This is a genomic window from Flavobacterium rhamnosiphilum, assembly GCF_004349195.1.
Lineage (GTDB): Bacteria > Bacteroidota > Bacteroidia > Flavobacteriales > Flavobacteriaceae > Flavobacterium > Flavobacterium rhamnosiphilum.
In genome coordinates this window covers 360,249-378,255 of record NZ_SMLG01000001.1, presented here as the reverse complement: position 1 = coordinate 378,255, position 18,007 = coordinate 360,249, and the positions used below count along the sequence as shown (strand labels likewise).

Annotated in this window: 14 protein-coding genes; 4 read left to right on the top strand and 10 right to left on the bottom strand. The window is 35.9% G+C overall.

All coding sequences use genetic code 11. From position 1 onward, the window contains the following. Nucleotides 1-29: 29 nt before the first annotated feature. The 7 genes from E0I26_RS01625 to uvrC form a co-directional block, all read right to left on the bottom strand. A complete protein-coding gene (locus E0I26_RS01625) occupies nucleotides 30-1,250 on the bottom strand; it encodes a M23 family metallopeptidase (protein ID WP_131914755.1) in 1,221 nt (406 codons plus the stop codon). Nucleotides 1,251-1,270: 20 nt separating this feature from the next. Next, nucleotides 1,271-2,206 carry a tryptophan 2,3-dioxygenase family protein gene (locus E0I26_RS01620; RefSeq protein WP_131914754.1) on the bottom strand — a complete coding sequence of 312 codons (936 nt, stop codon included), beginning with the start codon at nucleotides 2,204-2,206 and terminating at the stop codon, nucleotides 1,271-1,273. Further along, entirely contained in the window at nucleotides 2,206-2,976 is a 771-nt protein-coding gene (locus tag E0I26_RS01615; protein WP_131914753.1) for a DUF3108 domain-containing protein, read from the bottom strand. Before E0I26_RS01615 ends, E0I26_RS01620 begins: the two co-directional genes overlap by 1 nt. A 295-nt stretch (nucleotides 2,977-3,271) precedes the next feature. Continuing rightward, nucleotides 3,272-4,432 (bottom strand): 4-hydroxyphenylpyruvate dioxygenase, encoded by a 1,161-nt coding sequence (gene hppD / locus E0I26_RS01610; protein WP_131914752.1) that lies wholly within the window; start codon nucleotides 4,430-4,432, stop codon nucleotides 3,272-3,274. A gap of 235 nt (nucleotides 4,433-4,667) precedes the next feature. Continuing rightward, nucleotides 4,668-5,825, bottom strand: coding sequence for a homogentisate 1,2-dioxygenase (locus E0I26_RS01605; RefSeq protein ID WP_131914751.1), 1,158 nt, complete (start codon nucleotides 5,823-5,825; stop codon nucleotides 4,668-4,670). A 188-nt stretch (nucleotides 5,826-6,013) separates the two neighbouring features. Beyond that, nucleotides 6,014-8,212, bottom strand: coding sequence for a patatin-like phospholipase family protein (locus E0I26_RS01600; RefSeq protein ID WP_131914750.1), 2,199 nt, complete (start codon nucleotides 8,210-8,212; stop codon nucleotides 6,014-6,016). Nucleotides 8,213-8,286: 74 nt separating this feature from the next. After that, nucleotides 8,287-10,086, bottom strand: coding sequence for an excinuclease ABC subunit UvrC (gene uvrC / locus E0I26_RS01595; protein ID WP_131914749.1), 1,800 nt, complete (start codon nucleotides 10,084-10,086; stop codon nucleotides 8,287-8,289). Between the two features lie 127 nt (nucleotides 10,087-10,213). On the opposite strand from uvrC, the gene E0I26_RS01590 reads away from it, so the two are divergent. The 4 genes from E0I26_RS01590 (at nucleotide 10,214) to E0I26_RS01575 (ending at nucleotide 13,347) form a co-directional block, all read left to right on the top strand. Further along, nucleotides 10,214-11,197 (top strand): succinylglutamate desuccinylase/aspartoacylase family protein, encoded by a 984-nt coding sequence (locus tag E0I26_RS01590; protein ID WP_131914748.1) that lies wholly within the window; start codon nucleotides 10,214-10,216, stop codon nucleotides 11,195-11,197. 114 nt (nucleotides 11,198-11,311) lie between these two features. After that, entirely contained in the window at nucleotides 11,312-12,598 is a 1,287-nt protein-coding gene (locus tag E0I26_RS01585) for a pyridoxal phosphate-dependent decarboxylase family protein (protein WP_131914747.1), read from the top strand. Continuing rightward, nucleotides 12,543-13,106 carry a 5-formyltetrahydrofolate cyclo-ligase gene (locus E0I26_RS01580; protein ID WP_131914746.1) on the top strand — a complete coding sequence of 188 codons (564 nt, stop codon included), beginning with the start codon at nucleotides 12,543-12,545 and terminating at the stop codon, nucleotides 13,104-13,106. Before E0I26_RS01585 ends, E0I26_RS01580 begins: the two co-directional genes overlap by 56 nt. A gap of 43 nt (nucleotides 13,107-13,149) precedes the next feature. Then, on the top strand, nucleotides 13,150-13,347 hold the full coding sequence (locus E0I26_RS01575) for a hypothetical protein (protein WP_131914745.1): 198 nt from the start codon (nucleotides 13,150-13,152) through the stop codon (nucleotides 13,345-13,347). Nucleotides 13,348-13,415: 68 nt separating this feature from the next. On the opposite strand, the gene E0I26_RS01570 is transcribed toward E0I26_RS01575, so the two are convergent. The 3 genes from E0I26_RS01570 to ileS all read right to left on the bottom strand — a co-directional run bounded on the left by E0I26_RS01570 (nucleotide 13,416) and on the right by ileS (nucleotide 17,950). Further along, nucleotides 13,416-14,018 carry a lipoprotein signal peptidase gene (locus E0I26_RS01570; protein ID WP_131914744.1) on the bottom strand — a complete coding sequence of 201 codons (603 nt, stop codon included), beginning with the start codon at nucleotides 14,016-14,018 and terminating at the stop codon, nucleotides 13,416-13,418. Between the two features lie 85 nt (nucleotides 14,019-14,103). Beyond that, nucleotides 14,104-14,484: a TraR/DksA family transcriptional regulator gene (locus E0I26_RS01565; RefSeq protein WP_131914743.1), complete on the bottom strand. Its 381-nt coding sequence runs from the start codon at nucleotides 14,482-14,484 to the stop codon at nucleotides 14,104-14,106. Between the two features lie 7 nt (nucleotides 14,485-14,491). Continuing rightward, nucleotides 14,492-17,950 (bottom strand): isoleucine--tRNA ligase, encoded by a 3,459-nt coding sequence (ileS, locus tag E0I26_RS01560; RefSeq protein ID WP_131914742.1) that lies wholly within the window; start codon nucleotides 17,948-17,950, stop codon nucleotides 14,492-14,494. Between the last annotated feature and the right edge of the window lie 57 nt (nucleotides 17,951-18,007).

Genomic DNA, 18,007 nt, shown 5'->3' with positions numbered 1-18,007 from the left:
AGGTATAGAATCAAAATACTAAAGTTGAACTATAAATTAGCAACACTATCCAATTCAAACTTTAACGGAGTAATCGTTTTAATGTATCGATCTTTATTTCTTCCGCTCATCGGTTCACCGCTAGGCAATTTAAGTCTTAGCGCATCCACTTGCTTACCGTTTTTCCAAAATCGATAACAAACGTGCGGTCCTGTTGCCAAACCTGTGCTTCCTACTAAACCGATAACCTGTCCTTGACTGACACGTTGCCCACGTCTTACCAATATTTTAGACATGTGTAAATATTGCGTTGAGTAGGTTCCGTTATGTTTTACTTTTACAAAATTCCCGTTTCCGGCCGTAAAACCACTTTGCTCCACAACTCCGCCAGCCGTTGTAGTAATAGGCGTACCGCGTGGCGCCGCATAATCCGTTCCTTTATGCGCTTTCCATCTGTGTTGAACTGGATGAAATCGACTAGTTGAAAACCGAGAGGATATTCTACTGAATTTTATTGGAGATTTAAGAAAGAAATTTTTTAACGTTTTTCCATCTTCATCGTAATATTCTATTTTATCTGAGTCCGGATTTTGAGCAAAAGGAAATGCGTAAATAATTTTTCCTTTATATTCAAAAAAGGATGCTTCCAGCTCTTCCACTCCATCATAAACAGAATCATTTATGAACCGTTCCGTAAAAGTTATCGCAAAACGATCTCCTTTTTTGAGTTTCATAAAATCAATGGAATAAGCATAAATTTTAGAAATTTTACTTGCCAATGCCCCTTCAATTTTGGCATTGCCTAAAGTCTCAGACAATGATTCTTTCAAAACCCCGCCAATGGTGCGTCGCTTAATCGTAATGGGTTTTGTTTTTTTATAAACAACAACTGCAGTGTCACGTAAATCAATTACATAATAGTTCAATGCATCCGGCTGATAGATAAAAACCTGTAAATCGTTCTTCTTGTTTTTAGACCGAAGCAGTGTATAAGGCTTATTGAATCTAATGGACCTGACATCAAACGTATCTTTGACCTTAGCAATAATATCATAGACTTTTTTGTCTCCAATATTTTGTTTTTCAATTATAGTTCCAAAAGTGTCTCCCTTTTTTATAGTATCCTGAATGACATTAAAATCAGAATATTTAAACCCAAACTCTATCTTTTTAACCGCTGGTTTTATAATTTCTTTTTCTAGAATCTCATCGGATTTATTACAAGAAACCAAAGAAAATAATACTATAATCGCTAATAATACTTGTTTCAAATTATGTTTTTTTATTCAAATTATTTTTCTTCTCCCCAATGCGCCAGTTCCTCTGCCGACCATAATTCCGGAAAAAATATTCTGCGTTGGTATTTTGGATGCATGTATTTTTTCCAGTCACTTCCGCCCGTCGCTTCACCGTCACCTTTACCGCTCTGATCAATATATTTCTTTGCCGTATTCAAATGCTGCATTACCCAAGTGATATTCACCGTATGATCATAATGACGCATCGCTACTATTAACTCTGGATTTTTTTGATCTAATTCTGGAAGCTGTTTGAATTTTTGCCAAATATTTATGGTATTGTATTCTTCCATATGATTTAGGAACATCTTCTTATATTTTCTTTCAAATTCCTCCAGTAAAAAAGATTTTTTGCCGGTATGATAATCTTTTCCGGCCGCTTGCCAATACAAATGCTCTAAGGCAAATTCATAAGGCGTATTTCTATCTATTGAATCTCTATAACGGTGATCGATAAGATTTATTAGGTCTGTAGAAGAAAATTCTATTAAACGGTATTGCGCGCTTTGAAAACCACTGGCAGGAGTTAGCGTATTTCTAAATTTCATGTATTGATCCACTTCCATTCCATTTTCCATAATACCGAAAGAAGTTGTCAGCATATCAAAATACCGACTGATTCTCATTAATCTTTCAGTAAAAAAATCTGTTTTGATATTTTCACAATAAGAAATCTGGTTCATTTCCCAAAGTATCATCTTAAATATCAACTCATTTACCTGGTGATACATGATAAAAACCATTTCATCAGGAAGCGTTGTTCTTTGAATTTGAAGACCCAATAATGCATCCGTTTGAATATAATCCCAATACGTAATTGGTTTTGACCATAACAATCCTTCCAGCTGTGTCTCTGTTTTTTGATTTATTGCTTGGTATTTAATTTCAATTTCTTTTAAAATCGCTTCTGAATTATCAGTATTACTCATTATTTATTTGTTTTAAAAGGATTTTTCAATCCTCTGTATGCATCTATATCTGCTTTTATTGAACCTACTGCCAAGCTGGCTTTTATTCTGACTGGTAATTTATTATCGTCATCTGAAATCCAAACGGTAAGACTTTCTTGTTCTTTAAAAACACGTCCTGATTGTACTAAAGGTCTAAAAACCATTGTTGATACCACACCAAATTTAGTTGTAATATTTTCACGGCCTATAAATTTGAGTTTAAACTTTGTAGTTTCATCATCAAAAAACATATCTATCGCAACTGACTCTCCTATTTTTAACTTATCAATCCCAGGATAATTTCTTAGATAATAGAAGGTAGACAAAATGTCCTGTGTGTTTTTAGGAACGTAAAGTGTCTTCTCTGTTTTATGTTTGTAATCTTTGACAAGAACTCTATTTGTAGATTGATTAAAAAAACCTTCTTGATTTTTAGTGTAGCCACCTTCATTAATTTTCCGGACAAACTGGTATGGATTTCTGGTATCCTTGTCAATATAGCTTTCGTATAAATCATCCACTTTAAAGAAGAAGCGAGACACTCCGGTAGTATATCCTCTACCTACAACATGAAACGTCTTTTTGTCATTCACGGTAGCGTCTTTTACTTCCAGTGTGGCATAGCCGGCATTGACTATCCCATAATGAATTCGAAATTTGAACCATTCTCCCACGTCATAAGCATCCTCTTTTGGAGAATCAAAACTTACGGTCATTATCAGCACAAAGAATAGTATTATTTTTTTCATCGTTACTTTATTCGTCAATTCAGTGACTCTAATAGCAAATTTTGTTCCAAATATATTAAAACAAAAAAACTCAGTCAAATAATGACTGAGTTTTTATGCTATTAACTAACCAAAAAACTATAAACTATGAAATTTATATGAAATCAGGAAGGAAACCACCCCTTCCCTTTTTGCGAGTGCAAAGGTAGCTAACAAATCCAGTTATTTTAGCGAAAAATAAAGTTTAACACAACATTTACAAAGAAACATGTTGTTTGTCGGTTATTTTTTCACAATATGTAAAAATAATGCTTTTTTACAGCGTTCCTCGCAATTGCTGTTCTCTCTCAATTGATTCAAATAGTGCCTTAAAGTTACCCGCACCAAAGCCTTTGGCTCCCATTCTTTGAATAATCTCAAAAAACAAGGTTGGTCTGTCTTGTACAGGTTTTGTAAATATTTGTAATAAATACCCTTCTTCATCGGCATCAACCATAATGGCCAGCTTTTCAATTTCGTTCAAATCTTCTTTCATCATTTTCATGTGATCGCCCAATCGTTCCGGAATAGCCTCATAATAGGTATGTGGAGGAGCTGACAAGAATTCGATTCCTCTTGCTTTCAATTGCGATACTGTTTTGATAATATCATCCGTCGCTATAGCGATATGCTGAATTCCAGGTCCGCCATAAAAGTCCAGATATTCCTCAATTTGTGATTTTTTCTTTCCTTCGGCAGGTTCGTTGATTGGGAATTTAATTCTTCCGTTTCCATTCGACATTACTTTACTCATCAACGCCGAATATTCGGTATTGATTTGTTTGTCATCAAAGGAAAGGAAATTTACAAATCCCATGACGTCTTCATAGAACTTAACCCAAGTATTCATTTCGTTCCAACCCACATTACCCACCATGTGGTCTATGTATTTTAATCCTGTTGGCTCCGGATTGTAATCGGATTTCCATTCTTTGTATCCTGGTAAGAAAACACCATTGTAATTTTTGCGTTCTACAAAAATATGCACTGTTTCGCCGTAAGTATAAATTCCGGAACGTACTACTTCTCCAAATTCATCTTTTTCTACGGTTGGCTCCATAAAAGAACGCGCCCCACGTTTCATTGTCTCTTCGTAAGCGCTTGTTGCATCTTCTACCCAAAGTGCCGCGACTTTTACGCCATCACCATGTTTTCTCAAATGGTCGTGTATAGGAGAATCTTGTGTTAATGGCGTGGTCAATACGATGCGGATCTTATCTTGTTTTAGCACATACGACGTTCTGTCTCGTACTCCGGTTTCTAATCCGGCATAGGCCAATGACTGGTATCCGAAAGCAGTCTTATAATAATGTGCAGATTGTTTTGCGTTTCCTACGTAGAATTCTACATAATCGGTTCCTAATAAAGGAAGAAAATCCTGTGCTCCTTCAAATATTTTTTCTAGTCCGTATTCTACTGATTTTACTTCTTTTGACATGGTATTTATTTTTTGATTCGGTACATCTAATTCTGGAACGCTGTTGATGCGGATAAAATAGATTTACACGGATTTATTAATTTAAAAATGTTGTTATTTACTCTAAAGCCCTAGCCCTGATGAAAGTGGCATCCTTTTTCTGGCTTCTTTAGCCAGGAAAAGATAAAACGTACAGCAGGAAATAGCTCCTTATTATTATATACTTAAGTGCGATTGCTTCGTTCCTCGCAATGACCTAGTCAACCCAAGATTTGTAATACTGACCATCATCTAATCCCATGGCTTCTTCGGTTACCATTAACGGGCGAAATGTATCGACCATTACTGCTAATTCGTGGGTTATGGTTTGGCCAATACTGCGCTCCATTGCTCCTGGTGCGGGTCCATGCGGAATGCCTTTTGGATGCAATGTAATGTGTCCTTGCTCGATATTGTTGCGGCTCATAAAATCGCCATCTACATAGTACAAAACCTCATCACTATCAATATTACTGTGATTATAAGGTGCCGGAATTGCTTTTGGGTGGTAATCATACAATCGTGGACAAAACGAACAAACTACGAATGTTGACGTTTCAAATGTTTGATGAACCGGTGGCGGCTGGTGCACGCGACCTGTTATAGGTTCAAAATTGTGAATGCTGAATCCGTACGGAAAATTATATCCGTCCCAACCTACTACATCAAAGGGATGCGTAGCGTAAACGAATTCATGTATCATTCCTTCTTTTTTGATTTTGATTAGAAAGTCGCCTTTTTCATCGTGCGTTTCTAATTCTGTTGGCAAAATGAAATCGCGCTCGCAAAATGGCGAATGTTCTAAATGCTGACCTGATTCGTTTTTATATCTTTTTGGCGTATAAAAAGGCGCAAAAGATTCTACGTAAAACAATCGATTTTCTGATGTTTCGAAATCAATTTGATAAATCATTCCGCGAGGAATAATCAAGTAATCTCCATATTCGAAAGGAATATTTCCCATCATAGTGCGCAATTTTCCTTTTCCTTTGTGAATGAAAATCATTTCATCGGCATCGGCATTTTTATAGAAATAGTTGCGCAACGATTGTCTTGGCGCAGCCAACCCAATAGTACAATCCTTATTGACTAACATCGCTTTGCGACTGTCCAGAAAATCATCTTCAGGTTTTAACTCAAAACCTTTTAACAACAACGATTTTATGTTTTTTCCAATGGCAATTTTAGGCTCCACCGAATAGGATTTTAGAATTTCCTTTACCTGTGTTGGTCTGTGAACGTGATATAATAATGACGAATGACCGTGAAAACCTTCTGTTCCAAAAAGCTGTTCATAGTATAAACCGCCGTTTGGCTTTTCGAATTGTGTGTGTCTTTTTTGGGGGAAGTTTCCCAATTTATGATATAAAGGCATGATTCTTTTGCTTAAAAATTAACGTTTAAAAGTTTAAAGTTTTATCGAACTAAACTTATTTAATTAAATCAAAAAAATGCAATTTATTCAGGGTTCCTCTTGATGAGAAATTGCAGATATCCTAATAAACCGCTCCAAGTTGTTTTCATGATAACAAATATCGGAATTATTATTGAATTAAATTACAATTAAAACATAAACCCAATGCTAAACCAAGTATATCCTTTTGCATTTTCCGGAGACCAGGAATATTTTATTTCTATAGGTCCAATTCTTGTTTCTAAACCATACCCTACTGCATAACCTGAATATTTTGGGATTGAAATCCAATCTACCGTTTCGAAAATCCTGTCTCCAACATTAGCAAAGTTTGCTGAAAAATTGAAATGATTGTTCTTATAAAACTCATAATCAATCGTTCCTGTTGATTTTATATAACTATTGGCAGCAATACTCAAATAATCATACCCATAAAAATATTTGAAGTTGTTTATAGGATTATAACCGTAACCTCCCAAAATAAAATTAAAAAAAGAAACACTTTTATTCCCAAAGGAGAAACCGGCATCGGTATGAAGTTTAACCGTTACATTTTTAAAAAGTGTTGCAGCCACTCCAAAATCTGCTTTTGCGATGGAAAAAGGTTCAAAAACTCCGGTGTAATCCGAGGACACCAAATACGATTGTATATCGCCTGAAAAATACCATCCTTTTTTTGGGAAATATTTATTATCAAAAGAATCAAATTTCATATAACCAAAAAGACTTAAGTAATTACTGTTATCAATTACCGGGTCAGCATTGGCCAATGTTTCCGACTTTATTTTTAAATATTTTAATTCAACTCCCCCGCCAATCAAAAATTTTTGAACAAATAAAGATTGAAAATAAACCTGATTTGTTAAATCGTGAAAATCAACATTGATTGATTTTACACTCAAAGCTCCTAAATCTAAAGTGCTTATTTCTTTGGCTACATTTCTATTGAATTGATTAAACTGCGATTTGAAACCAAAACTCAAATTAAATCCATTCTCTATATAATAATCTAAATTATACCTGATATTATCTCCCAAAACTATATCCAGAGAAGTTCTGTCATTTTTAAAAAACGTTTTTTTATGGGTCAGGTTAATCAAAACGGCACTCTTGAATAAATTGTCATAATGCAATCCAAATTTCAAATACGTTTTTGTAGGGTTTTCTTTTAAAGTTAAATTTAAATTATCCCCGTTTTCATTTGCATCTAATGAATAGGATATAGCACTGAAATTTTGAGTCGCATTGATATTATTTATTCCCTTTAACAAATCATCATAACACGTTTTAGCTCCCGGTTTAAATCTTAATTTACCTATTACATATTCTTTGGTATAATTATCCAATTCATTGCTATTGATGTCTATAATCTGCAAGCTGTCTGTTGCTAATTTTAGATTCGGCTTTTTATACGGACTAGACTCATCGGCAAGTAATTTTATTTTTTCATAAACTGAGAATGTAGCTTCTTCTCCTTTTCTAATGATTTCTTTTCCTTTGTCGAAGGATACAACTCCGTAGTTTTTTACATCCGGTCTTATATAGACCTCCGTTTCTTTTACATTTTTTTTCATCCTTTCAATGGATTGAAGATTTGTAATTTGGACCAAGATTCTCGTGGCATCTTTAAGCTGGCTCCTATCTAACAAATCATTTTGAACATCAACACCTATTATAATATCCGCGCCTAATTTCCGCACTTCCTCTATTGGATAGTTATTAACGACACCTCCATCCATAAGCACCCTTCCGTCAATTTCCACAGGAGAAAACAAAGACGGAAATGCGGAGCTGGCAATCATAGCCTGTGCCAGATTTCCTTTGTTCAACAGCACTTCTTTTCCGGTTTCTATATCAGTTCCAATACATAAAAAAGGAATTGGAAGCTGATTAAAATCTTTAATATGCCTAACGTTTCTGGTAATTCTGTTTAACAAATTATAATTATACATCCCTTTTGACAGCGCTTCCGGAATACCTATTTTGAGTTTACTAAACGGCAAAATGAGCGCGTACAATTCGTCGTTTCTTTTTTCGTAAAAATTTTTGGAAGATCTTGGAATAAAATCGTTTAATAGTTCGTCAAAATTCGTTGCTTGAAAAATAGAATCAATCTGACTTGCATTATAACCCGAAGCATAAAGACCGCCAATAACTGCTCCCATACTGGTTCCGCCAATGTAATCAATCTTGATTCCCGCTTCTTCCAATACTTTCAAGACTCCAATATGCGCAAATCCTTTTGCACCGCCTCCACTTAAAACTAAACCAATTTTTGGTTTCTTTTGCTCTTGCGAAAACACAGTCAGACTGGCAAAAACAATGAATAATAGAGCGATTTTCTTCATAAGGAGCAATTTGGTAGTAATAGAATTTGGCACGATCCGGTATTATTTGCCCAAATTTCAATAATCTAAATTAATCATTCATTTGTGGCCTTGTAAAATTCGGTAATTTTTTTGGCTTTAGACATACCTATAACGTCAGAAATTTCTTTTTCTGACGCTAATTTCAATCTTTTAACACTTTTAAAGTGTTGAATTAAAGCCAGCATCGTTTTTTCTCCAATCCCGGGAATACTTTCTATCGAAGAATTTAATGCCGCTTTACTCCTTTTATCTCTATGATGTGTAATCCCAAAACGATGCGCCTCGTTGCGCAATTGCTGAATTACTTTCAAGGTCTCCGATCTTTTATCCAGATACAAAGGAATGGAATCACCCGGATAAAATAACTCTTCCAGCCTCTTAGCAATACCGATTATCGTAATTTTTCCTCGCAAACCCAATTCATCGATACTTTTTAATGCCGAGGATAATTGCCCTTTTCCTCCGTCAATGATAATTAATTGTGGCAAAGGCTCGTTTTCATCTAATAATCTTTTGTAACGGCGATAGACCACTTCGGTCATCGAAGCAAAATCATCAGGTCCTTCGACAGTTTTTATATTAAAATGGCGATAGTCTTTTTTGCTTGGCTTTCCGTCCTTGAAAACCACACAGGCCGCAACAGGATTGGTCCCTTGAATGTTCGAGTTATCAAAACATTCGATATGCCTTGGCTCCACAGGCAATCGCAAGTCTTTTTGCATTTGCGCCAGAATCCTTTTAGTATGGCGATCAGGATCTACAATTTGCAATTGTTTCAATTGTTCGATTCGGTAAAACTTAGCGTTGCGAATCGACAAATCCAATATTTGCTTTTTGTCTCCCAATTGTGGAACCGTAATTTTTATGTTTTCACCCAAATCAACGTGAAACGGAACGATAACTTCTCGAGACAGCAATTGAAAACGCTCTCTCAATTCGACAATCGCCAATTCTAATAATTCTTCATCCGACTCGTCGAGTTTCTTTTTGATTTCCATCGTGTGCGAACGAATAATCGAACCGTGAGAAATTTGCAGGAAATTCACATACGCCGCACTTTCATCAGAAACTATTGAAAAAACATCAATATTCGTGATTTTAGGATTTACAATTGTGGAACGTGATTGGTAATTTTCGAGGATTTCTATTTTCTCTTTGATTTTTTGCGCTTCTTCAAAATGCATATCAGCGGCCAAATTGGTCATGACGCGTTTGAAATCCTTCATACTTTCCTTGAAATTTCCTTTCAGGATTTCGCGAATCGCGTCAACTTGCTTTTGGTAATTTTCTAACGTTTCGTGACCTTCACAAGGTCCCATGCAATTACCAATATGATATTCGAGACAAACCTTGAATTTTCCGCTTTCAATATTGCTTTTACTCAAATCATAGTTGCAGGTTCGTAGCGGATACAATTCTTTTATCAGTTCTAAAATAGTGTTTACGGTTTTAAAACTGGTATAAGGTCCAAAATATTCCGACCCATCTTTGACCATTCTTCGAGTGGCAAAAATGCGTGAAAAAGGTTCTTTCTTGATACACAACCACGGATAACTTTTGTCATCCCGCAACAATACGTTGTAACGCGGCTGTAATGTTTTTATCAGATTATTTTCCAATAACAGCGCATCGGTTTCCGTAGGAACAACAATGTGTTTTATGGTTACAATTTTCTTTACAAGCACATTGGTTTTGGCCGTATCATGAATTTTATTAAAATAAGAAGAGACTCTTTTTTTTATGTTTTTGGCTTTGCCCACATACAAAATTTTCCCTTCCTTATCGTAATATTGATATACGCCGGGACCGTCTGGTAAGGTTTGAATTTGTAAGGCTAAAGTTGCTGGATTCATGTAACAAAGTTAATCTCAAAAATCACGAAATACAAATCAATGCTCTTGAAATCTTTCTGGCGAAATTTTTATCAGAATTTTAGTTTCTAATTCGTTATTATCGTTATTTTTATCTTTTCAAGAACTTATGATAAAAACCAATCCCGCGCCAATCGTAATTTTCGGCGAAAGCATTATTCCTGGCGAAAGTAAAACTATCAATGTCGAAATTGCCCGATTACACACCACTACAAAACTAAACATTCCCGTTATTATTCGCCGTTCTAAAATTGATGGTCCCGTGGTGCTTTTCTCAGCAGGAATTCATGGAGATGAAATTAATGGTGTCGAAATCGTTCGGCAACTTATCAGCAAGAAAATAAACAGGCCAAAAAAAGGTACAATCATTTGTATTCCTATCATTAACGTATACGGATTTGTCAATAAATCCAGGGAATTTCCTGATGGCAGGGATTTAAACAGGGTTTTTCCCGGCAGCAAAACAGGTTCTTTAGCCAGCAGATTCGCTTTTCATATTTTAACGGAGATTATGCCAATTGTACAATATGCCGTTGACTTTCATGCCGGTGGCGCCAGTCGTTTCAATGCGCCGCAAATTCGTCTTACCCAGAACAATGAACCGTTAAAAATATTGGCAGATGTTTTTAATGCTCCGTTTACGTTGTACTCCAAAAACATTTCAGGTTCTTTCAGAAGTTCCAGTGAAAAAATGAATGTAAAAATGCTGCTTTTCGAGGGCGGAAAATCACTTGACATTAATAATTCCGTAGCCGATGAAGGAGTTAATGGCGCAAAACGCCTATTGTCACACCTTGGCATGTTAGATCCAAAACATACGGCAATCAAACCAAAATCGCCTTCAATCTATATTGAAAAATCAGGTTGGATTAGAGCCAAATGTTCCGGATTGTTGCACGATTATAATACTATTGGTAATTTTGTACAAAAGGGAACAATTCTAGCCACCATAACAGATCCGTACGGAAAGTTTGAGCGAAAAGTTAAAGCGCCAAATGATGGTTACGTGATCAACGCCAATCATTCCCCTATTGTTTACGAAGGCGATGCTATTTACCACATGTCAAACACTACTGAAGAGGATGAAGAATAAAATCTGTTTTTCAGTCAACATTCCTTTTAGCAATCAAAAACCCTTTCAGAAAACCTAACATTTATCATGTTTTTTATCGTTTTATCACAGTAGTTTTGACTAAAACTACTGTGTATGCAATTCTGGAAAAAATTATCCCAAAAAGAAAGACAAGAGCGCATTCAAAAAGCGTTGAACGAAAACGTAAATTTTGCCCATGATGCTTCTTTGGGGTATCCTGCATCTAAATTAGACGGAAAAGTATTCAATAGTGATGCGCCTTTCCTGAAAGATGCTCCTACCCTCCAAACCTATGTTGCCAATCCCAATCATATTGGATGCCACACCCTTGGCACTTCCGAAAAAGCATTTAAAGGAACACAGGAAATGGAACGTGAAGTCTTGAATGTTCTTGCCGTGGATATTTTCAAAGTGCAACCCGATTCTTTTGACGGTTACATTGCCCCTGGCGGAACAGAAGCAAATATTCAAGCCATCTGGATGTATCGCAATTATTTTATGTATAACCTGAATGCCAAACCTGCTGAAATAGTTATCATTGCATCAGAAGATACGCATTATTCCATTCCGAAAGCGGCCAACTTGTTGATGCTCGATTGGCTAAAAATTCCCGTTGATTTTAAAACCCGTGTTATAGATGCTTTTTCTCTTGAAAATATCATTATCAATGCAAAAGAAGGAGGCAAAAAATATTTCATCGTAGTTTCAAATATGGGAACAACCATGTTTGGTGCCGTAGACAATCCTGACGATTATATCCAGATACTGGAAAAACAACATTTAACATATAAACTGCACATTGATGGAGCTTATGGCGGATTTGTTTATCCGTTTAGCAATAAAAATTGCGACATCAATTTTGAGAATCCAAAAATCAGCTCCATAACCATTGACGCACACAAAATGCTTCAGGCTCCATACGGAACCGGCGTGTTTATTTGCCGAAAAGGTTTAATTGAAAACGTACTGACCAAGGAAGCTGAATATGTCGAAGGAATGGATTTGACGCTTTGCGGAAGCCGCTCGGGAGCAAATGCTATAGCGGTATGGATGATATTGTTCACCTATGGTCCTTTTGGATGGTGTGAAAAAATTCGCGTTTTACAAATGCGAACCGAGTGGTTATGCGAACAGTTGGATGATTTGAATCTACCCTATTTCAGGGAACCTTACATGAACATTGTAACCATTCCGTCAGAACACATCACTAAAGCATTGGAAGAAAAATACGATTTGGTTCCCCAAAAACACGGCAATGGCAATCAATGGTATAAAATTGTGATTATGGATCACGTTGAAGTGGATCATTTGAGTACTTTTATAACCGATTTAAAAGCGACCATTCATGCTAAAAAAGGAATTACGACAAAAGTACAAAGCATTACGGAAACAACTTTCTGAAAATGAACTAGAGGAAATGAGTTTGGCTGTTGCCAATAAACTACTCAAACTTCCTATTTGGGAGAAAACCTATTTTCATATTTTCTTACCCATTACAGAACAAAAAGAAATCAATACTGAATTTATCCTGCACTTATTATCCGGAAAAGACAAGGAGGTTATTGTTTCGAAATGCGATTTTAAAACTTGTGATTTGGTTCATTTTCTTTTGACAGACAACACCCGAATCAAGAAAAACGAATACAATATCCCGGAACCTGTAGATGGAATTGAAGTTCCTTCGCATAAAATTGATGTGGTTTTTGTGCCGCTTTTGGCTTTCGACAAAAAAGGGCATCGCGTGGGGTATGGCAAAGGGTTTTACGATAAATTCTTATCGGAATGCAAATCGGATGTAATTAAAATTGGTCTTTCTCTTTTTGAATCCGAAGAATTGATTACCGATATTTTTGAAGGTGATATAAAACTGGATTATTGCGTAACCCCATATTCCATTCACTCTTTTTAATTTTTAATCCGTACTTTCGCAACAGATTAAATCTAATTAAGTTATGAGAACATTTAAAAATTCAAGATTTGCCGTAAGCGTTATGGTTATTCTATTTGCAGTTTCATTTTCAAACTGTAGCATTCACACCAGAACCAGCGGATCTACCTATAAAGCTAAAAAACTCCCACCGGGTCAAGCTAAAAAAATATATGGCGGAAAAAGCGCTAAACGTTACGCACCCGGACATAATAAAAATTAATAAAAGAAAAAGACCTATTCAAATATGAAATAGGTCTTTTTTTATGTTGTGAATTCTTAGTTGAAAATTTAGGCTGTTTTGTGATGAAATGCTTTTTTGTTGAAAAAAATCAAAATCCCAACTCCTGTAGAAATAGCCATATCGGCAACGTTAAAAATAGCGTTGAAAAAAGTAAATTCTTTTCCGCCCCAAATTGGTAACCAACTTGGTAGATTTCCGTGCCAAAAAGGAAAGTAAAACATATCAACTACTTTTCCGTGAAACCAAGTTCCATAAGGTTGATCCGAGAATAAAGTAGCTAATTGTTGTTGACTATCGTCAAAAATAACTCCGTAAAAAACAGAATCAATGATGTTCCCGAAAGCACCAACAAGAATTAATGAAATCGCGACAATTAAATAATCCGAACTCTTCTTTTTCACTGAATCCCACAACCAATATCCAATTCCACCTACAGCGGCGATTCTAAAAAGAGTTAAAAATAATTTTCCATAAATTCCAGGAATTTGAACGCCCCAAGCCATTCCCTCATTTTCAATGAACAGAATTTTGAACCATTTGAACACTTCAACTTCTTCTCCTAAAATAAAATTAGTTTTAATGTAAATTTTAGAAACTTGATCAACAAGTAATAAGATAAAAATAAGGAGATACGCTTTTCGTAATGACATTTTATAAATTTTAATGGCGCAAAAATAACAATTTAATCAAAAAAAACGCTCCCAATGGAGCGTTAAATGTTGTTTAACAAGAGGTTTATCGTTGTAAGTTCTTTGCTTCGATACTCATTGTTGCATGAGGAACGATTTTTAATCTTTCTTTCCCAATTAATTTGCCTGTAACTTTACAAATTCCGTACGTTTTATTTTCTACACGGAAGAGTGCATTTTTCAAATCACGAATAAACTTCTCCTGACGAATCGCCAGTTGTGAGTTTGCTTCTTTAGACATCGTTTCGCTTCCTTCTTCAAAGGCTTTAAACGTAGGCGAAGTATCGTCAGTCCCGTTATTCAAATCATTCATATACGCACTTTTTATCAAATCTAGATCTGCTTGCGCTTTATGAATTTTGCTAAGGATTATCTCTTTGAACTCTGCTAAATCAGCTTCTGAGTATTTTGTAGCTTCATCTACCATCTTTATATTATTTTGAAATTAATATCATTGTTTTTATATCATCAAACTCAATTTCTGTACCGTTTTCTATTTCATCTACAAAAACCAAATCGCTGGTTAATGTTTCCGATTTTATATACGCTTCGTTTTTAAGAATCGCCTCTTCTAGAATTCCATTTCTTTTCAATTGAACTTTAATTTTATCGGTAACTTCAAATCCTGAATCTTTACGGATATTCTGAATTCTGTTTACCAATTCCCTGGAAATTCCTTCTTGTTTTAATTCTTCAGAAATTGTAATGTCAAGCGCAACCGTTATTCCGTTTGAATTGGCTACTAACCAACCTTCAATATCCTGTGATGTTATTTCTACATCTTCTAAAGTTAAAATTACGTTATTTCCTGCAATAACAATATTCAGACTTCCTTCCTTGTCCAATTGACTGATTTGCTCTTTTGAAAACCCTTGTATTTCCTTAGAAATCAAGCCCATATCCTTTCCAAAACGTGGTCCGAGCGCCTTAAAATTAGGTTTAATCTGTTTCACCAAAACACCGGAAGCATCGTCCAAAAGTACTATTTCTTTCACGTTTACCTCTGCTTTTATAAGGTCAGAAACAGCTTCAATTTCAGCCCTCTGACTGTCGTCAAGTACCGGTATCATTACCTTTTGCAAAGGTTGACGCACCTTTATCATTTCCTTTTTTCGGAGTGATAAAACCAATGATGAAATGGTCTGTGCTTTCTGCATTTTGCTCTCTAATATTTTATTAACATAGTTTTCAACCGAAATTGGAAACTCCGCCAAATGTACACTGTCATATTTTTCCGACTGTGTTGCTAAAGTTAAGTCTCTGTAAAGTTTGTCCATAAAGAATGGAGCAATTGGAGCACCCAGTTTACTTATGGTTAACAAACAAGTATATAAGGTTTGATACGCCGCGATTTTGTCCTGCGCATATTCCCCTTTCCAGAAGCGTCTTCTGCACAAACGAACGTACCAGTTACTCAAGTTTTCCTGTACAAATTCAGAGATTGCACGAGCCGCTTTTGTTGGTTCATAGTCCGCATAAAAACCATCCACTTCTTTTATCAAAGTGTTCAATTCCGACATGATCCATTGGTCAATTTCCGGTCTTTCGTTTAACGGAATTTCCGCTTCGGCATATTTAAATCCGTCTATATTCGCATACAAACTAAAGAACGAATACGTGTTGTACAATGTCCCGAAAAATTTTCTGCGCACCTCAGCGATCCCTTCTAAGTCAAATTTCAGGTTATCCCAAGGATTCGCATTCGAAATCATATACCAACGCGTGGCATCAGGACCGTATTCTTGTAATGTTTCAAAAGGATCTGCGGCATTCCCTAAACGTTTGGACATTTTTTGTCCGTTTTTGTCTAAAACCAATCCGTTAGAAACTACATTTTTATACGCTACCTTATCAAAAACTAATGTTGCAATAGCGTGCAACGTGTAAAACCAACCACGCGTTTGATCGACTCCTTCCGCTATAAAATCCGCTGGAAAATCTTTATTTTGGTCAATTTTATCTTTGTTTTCAAAAGGATAATGCCATTGTGCATACGGCATGGAACCTGAATCAAACCAAACGTCAATCAAATCAGCTTCCCGTTTCATCGGTTTGCCAGAAGCAGAAACCAAAGTGATTTCATCGACCACATTTTTATGTAAATCAATCAAATCATAATTTGATTCCTCCATATTTCCAATTTCGAAACCTTTAAAAGGATTTTCTTTTTGGAAACCTGCAGCGATTGATTTTTCGATTTCGTTGTATAATTCTTCAACAGAACCAATTAAAATTTCTTCCGTCCCTTCTTCAGTTCTCCAGATTGGCAATGGAATTCCCCAATAACGAGAACGTGATAAATTCCAGTCATTCGCGTTTTTCAACCAATTTCCAAAACGTCCTTCTCCGGTTGCTTTTGGCTTCCAGTTAATCGTCTCGTTAAGGTCAAACATTCTGTCTCTAACCTCCGTGATTTTTATAAACCAAGAATCTAAAGGATAATATAAAATAGGTTTATCCGTTCTCCAGCAATGTGGATAACTGTGTACGTATTTCTCTACTTTAAACGCTTTATTTTCTTCTTTTAATCGAATGGCGATTTCAACATCTACCGAACGTTCCGGCGCTTCACCCTCGTTATAATATTCGTTTTTGACATATTTACCGGCATATTCACCCATGTGAGAAGTGAATTTTCCTTGCAAATCCACTAACGGAACCGGAGTTCCATTTTCATCCAAAACTAACATTGGCGGAACTTCAGGCGTAGCTTCTTTGGCTACTTTTGCATCATCAGCACCAAATGTTGGTGCCGTATGTACAATTCCTGTTCCATCTTCGGTAGTAACGAAATCTCCAGCAATTACTCTAAAAGCATTTTCTGGATTTTGGTACGGTAATGCAAATGGTAATAATTGCTCGTAACGTATATCAACCAAATCAGCTCCTTTACATTCAGCCAAAACCTGATACGGAATTTTCTTATCGCCTTCTTTGAAATTTTCAAAATCAGCTGGTTCAGTACTTTCGAAGAAACCTTTTCCGAATTGTTTTCCAACTAAATTCTTAGCCAAAATCAATGTTGCCGGACGGAAAGTATATTGATTAAATGTTTTTACTAATGCATAATCGATTTTTGGACCTACAGCCAAGGCAGTATTACTTGGCAATGTCCAAGGCGTTGTCGTCCAAGCCAAGATAAAGATTTCATCTAAATCCAAAGCTTCTAATTTGTAATGCTGTAAGTTTTTTGAAGTGATATAATCGTAAAATCTAGAAAACAACAATTCTTTGTGCGCATCAATCACTTTAAACTGTGCTACAACCGTCGTATCAGTTACATCTCTATAACTTCCGGGCTGATTCACTTCGTGAGAAGACAAACCCGTTCCAGCTTTTGGGGAATACGGTTGTATCGTGTAGCCTTTGTACATCAAATCCTTGTTATAGATTTGTTTCAAAATCCACCAAACCGTCTCCATATATTTAGGCTTATACGTCACATATGGATCTTCCATATCAACCCAATACCCCATTTTTTCGGTCAAATCATTCCATACATCGGTATAACGCATCACGGTTTTTTTACACGCTTCGTTATACTCTTCGATGGAAATGGTCTTTCCAATATCTTCTTTGGTAATCCCTAATTCTTTTTCAGTACCTAATTCCACAGGCAAACCATGCGTATCCCAGCCCGCTTTACGCTTCACCTGGAATCCTTTTTGAGTTTTATATCTGCAAAAAATATCCTTAATCGCACGCGCCATTACGTGGTGAATTCCAGGCAATCCATTTGCCGAAGGCGGACCTTCAAAAAATACGAATGGTGGGTTTCCTTCACGAGTGGTTACGCTTTTCTCAAATATATTTTCTTTCTTCCAAAAATCAAGTACTTCTGACGCTACCGTTGGTAAGTCAAGTCCTTTGTATTCAGTAAATTTTGTGCTCATTTTGTCCTTTTCTAAATCGAGGTGCGAAAGTAAGGAATTTTGAATAAAAGAAAGAAA

What these genes read in the sequence shown, in the direction of transcription:
- hppD (WP_131914752.1), bottom strand. Translation starts at nt 4,432, where the DNA reads ATGTCAAAAGAAGTAAAATCAGTAGAATACGGACTAGAAAAAATATTT.
- E0I26_RS01590 (WP_131914748.1), top strand. Translation starts at nt 10,214, where the DNA reads ATGATAAAAACCAATCCCGCGCCAATCGTAATTTTCGGCGAAAGCATT.
- uvrC (WP_131914749.1), bottom strand. Translation starts at nt 10,086, where the DNA reads ATGAATCCAGCAACTTTAGCCTTACAAATTCAAACCTTACCAGACGGT.
- E0I26_RS01600 (WP_131914750.1), bottom strand. Translation starts at nt 8,212, where the DNA reads ATGAAGAAAATCGCTCTATTATTCATTGTTTTTGCCAGTCTGACTGTG.
- E0I26_RS01575 (WP_131914745.1), top strand. Translation starts at nt 13,150, where the DNA reads ATGAGAACATTTAAAAATTCAAGATTTGCCGTAAGCGTTATGGTTATT.
- E0I26_RS01620 (WP_131914754.1), bottom strand. Translation starts at nt 2,206, where the DNA reads ATGAGTAATACTGATAATTCAGAAGCGATTTTAAAAGAAATTGAAATT.
- E0I26_RS01585 (WP_131914747.1), top strand. Translation starts at nt 11,312, where the DNA reads ATGCAATTCTGGAAAAAATTATCCCAAAAAGAAAGACAAGAGCGCATT.
- E0I26_RS01605 (WP_131914751.1), bottom strand. Translation starts at nt 5,825, where the DNA reads ATGCCTTTATATCATAAATTGGGAAACTTCCCCCAAAAAAGACACACA.
- E0I26_RS01565 (WP_131914743.1), bottom strand. Translation starts at nt 14,484, where the DNA reads ATGGTAGATGAAGCTACAAAATACTCAGAAGCTGATTTAGCAGAGTTC.
- E0I26_RS01570 (WP_131914744.1), bottom strand. Translation starts at nt 14,018, where the DNA reads ATGTCATTACGAAAAGCGTATCTCCTTATTTTTATCTTATTACTTGTT.
- E0I26_RS01615 (WP_131914753.1), bottom strand. Translation starts at nt 2,976, where the DNA reads ATGAAAAAAATAATACTATTCTTTGTGCTGATAATGACCGTAAGTTTT.
- ileS (WP_131914742.1), bottom strand. Translation starts at nt 17,950, where the DNA reads ATGAGCACAAAATTTACTGAATACAAAGGACTTGACTTACCAACGGTA.
- E0I26_RS01580 (WP_131914746.1), top strand. Translation starts at nt 12,543, where the DNA reads ATGCTAAAAAAGGAATTACGACAAAAGTACAAAGCATTACGGAAACAA.